Below are 5038 nucleotides of genomic sequence, written 5' to 3' on the forward strand. Positions count from 1 at the left end.
TTCGCGACGATCGTCGCGAAACGGATGCCCTCGACCGTGACGTGCTTGAGCTGCATGAGTACGAAGTTGATATTGGTGTCGGACTTCACACCTATCTTGGTGAGCCGGTTGAGGATGCGTTGTTGGTGGTTGAGTGAGTAGCCACGCTCGTCTTGGCACATCTCCGGAACCGCAATCATTCCGTGCCTCACGGGTGGAAGGCCTGGGTAATCCGTGACGGGCGTACCGCGTTGCGCTGCGACGATGGCCTTGAGCATCGCGTTCAAGTTCTCGCCACTCTTGCGGCTGCGCTCCACCTCAAGCCACACCGTTTGCAGCCGACCGTGCTGGTCTTTCGTGACCGCCAGGCCATCGGCGTGTTTGCTGGCGTTGGGCACCATCCGCAGCAGCTCGCGTTCGGACACCACGTCCACGGCACCCTGTTGCCAAAAAAGACTCAACACACCCGTAGCCAACAGGTCATGCTCCCAGGACAGCGGCGGCGACCAGACGCCGTTCTTATCGCTGCGGCCCCAGTTGGTGCCATCGCGGTAGTAATCGTCTTCCTCTGCGTGTGCGTTGCGTTCGTTCGAGCCGACCGCATTGGCGTTGAGCCAAGCGGCACCTCGCGCGGCGACCACGTAGGCGCTACCTGCGCCGACACCTGGGAGTTTGCGCGGGAGCACGTAACGCAGCTGCACCAGCTTCCGAAGCAGCTTCTCAGCGTACTTGCGCCCATGCGTATCGTTCGGATACACGAAGCGTCCAAGCTCGATGGCCCTGAGCCAACCGAACCTGGCGATGAAGTGAAGTGCCGTGGCAGCGTGCTCGTTGGCATCCAACCGCGGCGGAATTTGGGATGAAAGTTGTTTTTGCATCCCAGGTATAGCTACTGACCGGCGTATTCCAGGCCGATATTGCGCTTGATGGCGTGTAAAAGTTTGTAACAGTTTTGGCCCGGAATACCGCCTGGAACACTGAGGATCGGCTCATCCCCGTCGGCAAGGTCATACCCCCTAGCTTTTGGCAGCTACTTCACGTCCGGCCAGCCGGACTACAGCGCCATCCTGAGGATGGCTCGTGGCTACGCTGCTCTCCCCTGAGGTCGAACAGCTGCGCGTGCTGGGTCGTCCTACGGACTCCTTGCCGCACTTGCCTTCACGCCCGACCAATATGGTCGGACTACAGCGACCCCCTGCGGTGGTCTCGTGGGCGCTCCCGCCAGCCTTTGGCTGCACTGCGTGCCGTCTACGACGGGCGGGCACCCGTAATAGGCACGCGCCCAAGTGCGCGGCTCCGAACAAGTTCGGCTCCTTCGGACAATTCCGGGTGCCCGCCCCTCTCCGAGGGTGGGAGGGAGCGCGGGCGTTGCCCCCACTGAGCTTTTGCCCGACCAGTCGCTGACGCTCCAATTTGTCGGTCAAAACTCAGCGGCTCCCCCAGCAGGTTTGCCACCTGCACCGCTTGGGCTGCTGCCCAAACCCGTGCTGCGCTCCTGCGGTTTTTCGTTCGCAAGCTCACTGCAAATCCTCGTCCCTTGCCCCACTGCACCAGCTCCAGCCGAACCTGAAACCTGCGGTTTCCGGTTTGTTCGTCTGGCCTGTTGCAGCGGCTCCCGCAGTGCCTGACGGCACTGGGCTGCGCCCCGGATGAGCACTCAGCCAGCAAGTCGCAAGCTCCTACTCCTGGCTTCGGCTCACCGGCTCCCGTTTGTGTATCTGCTACTTAGCTACTTACTTTGAGATGCAAAATTTCGTTTGTTGCATCCCAGACTTTATAAAACCATCAGCGCTTCTTGCATAACTTCCTTCTTCTTCTTGTCGCATGAACGCAAGGTACCTTTTGATTGTGTACGAAATCCCTTGGTAAAAATCTGATTTTGCTTGACTCAAGCACGGAGTTACCGATGTTAATTGTAATTCTCTGTTGATTTGTTGTAGATTTTGTATGGGTCCCGCAAGAGCTATTCTGGGCGTGCTGGATGCAAGCAAATTGGCATCATCAAATTTTTGCAGTACTAAGGCTAGTTGGCGAGCAGCTTCTTTCTCTACCATGAGTCTTTCCGCTAGCTCACGCTTTTCGCGTTCTTCGGCTCTTCTTTTAGCAGCTTCTTCTCTCATGGGAGCTTCCGCCTCCCATTTTTCTTTTGCTGCCTCTCTTTCCTTACGCCTAATTTCTTCTTTTTCTGCTTTTTCTCTTGCAGCTTTTTCTTCTTTTCTGTCTTCATTGGCCATATAAGCAATTGTGCCTAACCCAATAAATAGAAAAAAGATTATTTGCATTACAGATAATCCAGGTTTTTTTAATTTTTCCATGAGCTCCTCCTTCATTTATTAAATTTTTTACTTTTATCACTATATGGATGCATCATGCACCCAACTTTCCATACGTGACCAAGTTTTCGAAAGAAAATTGACGCATCTTCTTTCGATGTCTTCCGGGTAAGGTTACACTTTACATCACGCAGAAACAACAAAGCCCGCACATGGCGGGCCTCGTGTCAGTGTCGAGGAGGTAGGATGCCCCGACATCTGATGTTCATTAACCCGAAATCAGCGGGCCATGAAATCTAGACCGATTTTACGCGCCAGAGCCCACTTGCTCAAGGCGTATCGTGAATAACCTCAGCAAAAAGACTGTTCTCCCCTCCAAAACTGGACGGGGGCACAAGGACGACCGTGTGCAGGACGCTGCTGTAGTGCAGCCGCAGCGTGGTGGTCAGGGCGCGGGAGCGCCCCTTGGTACACATGCGAAATCGGTACACAGCCCAACGGTTCCCAGCGCTTCCGCTGGTTTTGACCCGATGGCAGTGAAGGCGCAACGCTTCAAGCTGCAGAACGTGGCTGCTGCCATCATCCCCGACAGCCGCATGGCCAAGTGCCTGAGGTTGCGTGCTCACAACCAGGAAATCAAGATTTGGAAGGTCAACGAGTACGGCACGGCTCACTACACAGGTTTGCAGACTTGCTCCTCCGTTTGGGAGTGCCCAGTGTGTTCAGCCAAGATTTCCGAGCGCAGACGTGCCGAGCTTTTGTCGGCGATGTGCGTTCATCAGGCTAACGGTGGCAACGTTCACTTGTTGACGCTGACGGTTCCTCACCAGCGTGGCGACGTGCTCAAGGAGCTGCTCGACCAGCAGGCAAAGGCACTCAAAAGGTTTTGGAACGACCGCGTCACCAAGGGCGTTCTGGTTGAGATGGGCTACTTGGGTCAGGTTCGTGCTTTGGAGGTCACACACGGCCGTAAAAGCCTCCGTAACAACGGTTGGCACCCACACTTCCACATCCTGCTTTTCACGGGCGTAGGAGCAGATGCAAAGGCTTCTACCCTGCACCAGCGTTACCAGTGGCAGCTTGCCTTGTATGAGGTGTGGGTCAAGGCTTGTGAGTACGCTGGTCTTGGTACGCCCAGCTTCCAGCATGGCCTCAAGCTGGACAACGGCAAGAAGGCATCCAATTACGTCACGAAGTGGGGTCTTCAGGACGAAATGACCAAGGCTCACCTCAAGAAAGGCCGTGCAGGTGGTGAGACACCGTTTGACTTCTTGCGTGCTGTGGCCGAGGACAGCTCCGACAAGCAAGCCGCAGCGCTGTTCCGCGAGTTTGCCCACGCCTTCAAGGGCAAGCGTCAACTGGTATGGAGCAAGGGTCTCAAGAAGGCTCTCGCCGTCGAAGATGTGAGCGACGAACAGCTTGTTGAGCGTGCGGAAGAAGAAGCCGAGCTCATGGGTTACCTGACCTATGAGCAGTGGCGCGACGTGTTGAAGGTGGATGCCCGCGGTCTCGTGCTCGAAATTGCGGCCAAGCGTTCCTGGTACGAGGTCACACGCTTCCTCGATGTTATCGAAGGCGCACACACCGGCACTGTCATTCCGCCGGGTTTGCTGGTCGAAGTCCGAGAAATCCTGCTGTGTTGACACCTCGGCGGCCTGCCGATGGCGTTTTCTAGTCGCCGATTACTGTCTTGGCTCCATTCCTGCAGAACCGATCCGGTTCTGCAGGTAGGGGAGTACCTGCCACGCCCTTATCTGGGCGTTTTATGGGGTTTCCAAAGACATTTGCGCGCCAGCTGCACCTTGACCTTGCTCGATGGCCTTTGCCTGCGCTCTTTCTACGGCTTCCAGACGGCCACGTAGCTCTGCTGCAACCTCGCGCGCCTCAGTTTCTGCCGCCCGCGCAGTCTTGGCCAAGACTTCGGCCCGTTCTGCCCGTGCAACTGTCTCCGCAAGTTGCGCTTGTAGTACCGCCACTTGCTGCTGTACGGCAGCGTACTTGCCTTTCGTGGCCTCCAATTGTTGCTGCAACGCTTCCTGCGCCGTCACAGCCGAATCGGCAGCTTCCATGGCTTCTGCCCGGGCATTTTCCAGTTCTTGCCGCTGTTGCTCCATCGCTGCCCGTTCAAGTTGCATACGTTGTTCGGCTTCCTCTTGAGCTACAACCCACACCTGCACGGCCAGCTCAGCGGCACGCTGTGCCACAGCCTCAGGTGCTGTAACCGCAGGTGCTTGCTCTACCTGCTGCTGTTTCCACGTCTTGATACCCTCACCGATGGTCGAAAAGCTGCCTGTGCCCAGCTCAGCGCGGATAGCAGCCAATGTGGGTTTCTTGCCGCGTGCGACCAGCGTATTCGCAGCGGTATGTATGTCGTTTGTAGTGATGGCCATGTACGGACTCCTGTAATGTTTGTATGTTGTATTGTAGTGTAAATTTTACAAATACAACACTACAACCCTACACACTGTTGTTGCCAAGTGGAGTTGGGGTATGGGGCTTGCCCCATGTAGCGCCGCAGGCGCGTAACCAGTGACGTTGGCCTGAGTGGATGTCAGTTCGCGGAAGTGACCTTTGCCTTGACGAACTGCCAAACGCGCCCTGTTAAGCCTGTGGGTTCTGGTGCGGCTTCTGCCTCATCATCCGTTGCTGGTTGTGCCGTGTTGTATGCCGTACCGTGCTCTTGTTGGTACGCAAGGTCGTTCGCTTCTTCATTCGTCTCCTCGTACTCCAGCTTGTCTGCTGGTGCGCCTGCTGGCTCATCTGCTCGCCTGAATGCTTCGTCGGCT

At 56.2% G+C, this 5038-nt stretch carries 5 protein-coding genes; 1 reads left to right on the forward strand and 4 read right to left on the reverse strand.

What is annotated here, in order from left to right; all coding sequences use genetic code 11:
• On the reverse strand, positions 1-857 hold an 857-nt coding region (locus CON77_RS14045; RefSeq protein ID WP_198552398.1), incomplete at its 3' end, for a hypothetical protein.
• Positions 858-1712: 855 nt separating this feature from the next.
• Positions 1713-2309 (reverse strand): hypothetical protein, encoded by a 597-nt coding sequence (locus CON77_RS15270; RefSeq protein ID WP_157826982.1) that lies wholly within the window; start codon positions 2307-2309, stop codon positions 1713-1715.
• 284 nt (positions 2310-2593) lie between these two features.
• On the opposite strand from CON77_RS15270, the gene CON77_RS14050 reads away from it, so the two are divergent.
• Complete coding sequence (locus tag CON77_RS14050; protein ID WP_145995353.1) at positions 2594-3895, forward strand: protein rep; 1302 nt, start codon at positions 2594-2596, stop codon at positions 3893-3895.
• Positions 3896-4015: 120 nt separating this feature from the next.
• Here the strand turns inward: CON77_RS14050 and CON77_RS14055 are convergent, their stop codons facing one another.
• Both CON77_RS14055 and CON77_RS15275 read right to left on the reverse strand, forming a co-directional pair.
• Complete coding sequence (locus CON77_RS14055) at positions 4016-4642, reverse strand: DNA-binding protein (RefSeq protein ID WP_101050135.1); 627 nt, start codon at positions 4640-4642, stop codon at positions 4016-4018.
• Between the two features lie 161 nt (positions 4643-4803).
• On the reverse strand, positions 4804-5038 hold a 235-nt coding region (locus tag CON77_RS15275), incomplete at its 5' end, for a hypothetical protein (protein ID WP_157826983.1).

The sequence above is a fragment of the Macromonas nakdongensis genome (genome assembly GCF_002837145.1).
Lineage (GTDB): Bacteria > Pseudomonadota > Gammaproteobacteria > Burkholderiales > Burkholderiaceae_C > Macromonas_B > Macromonas_B nakdongensis.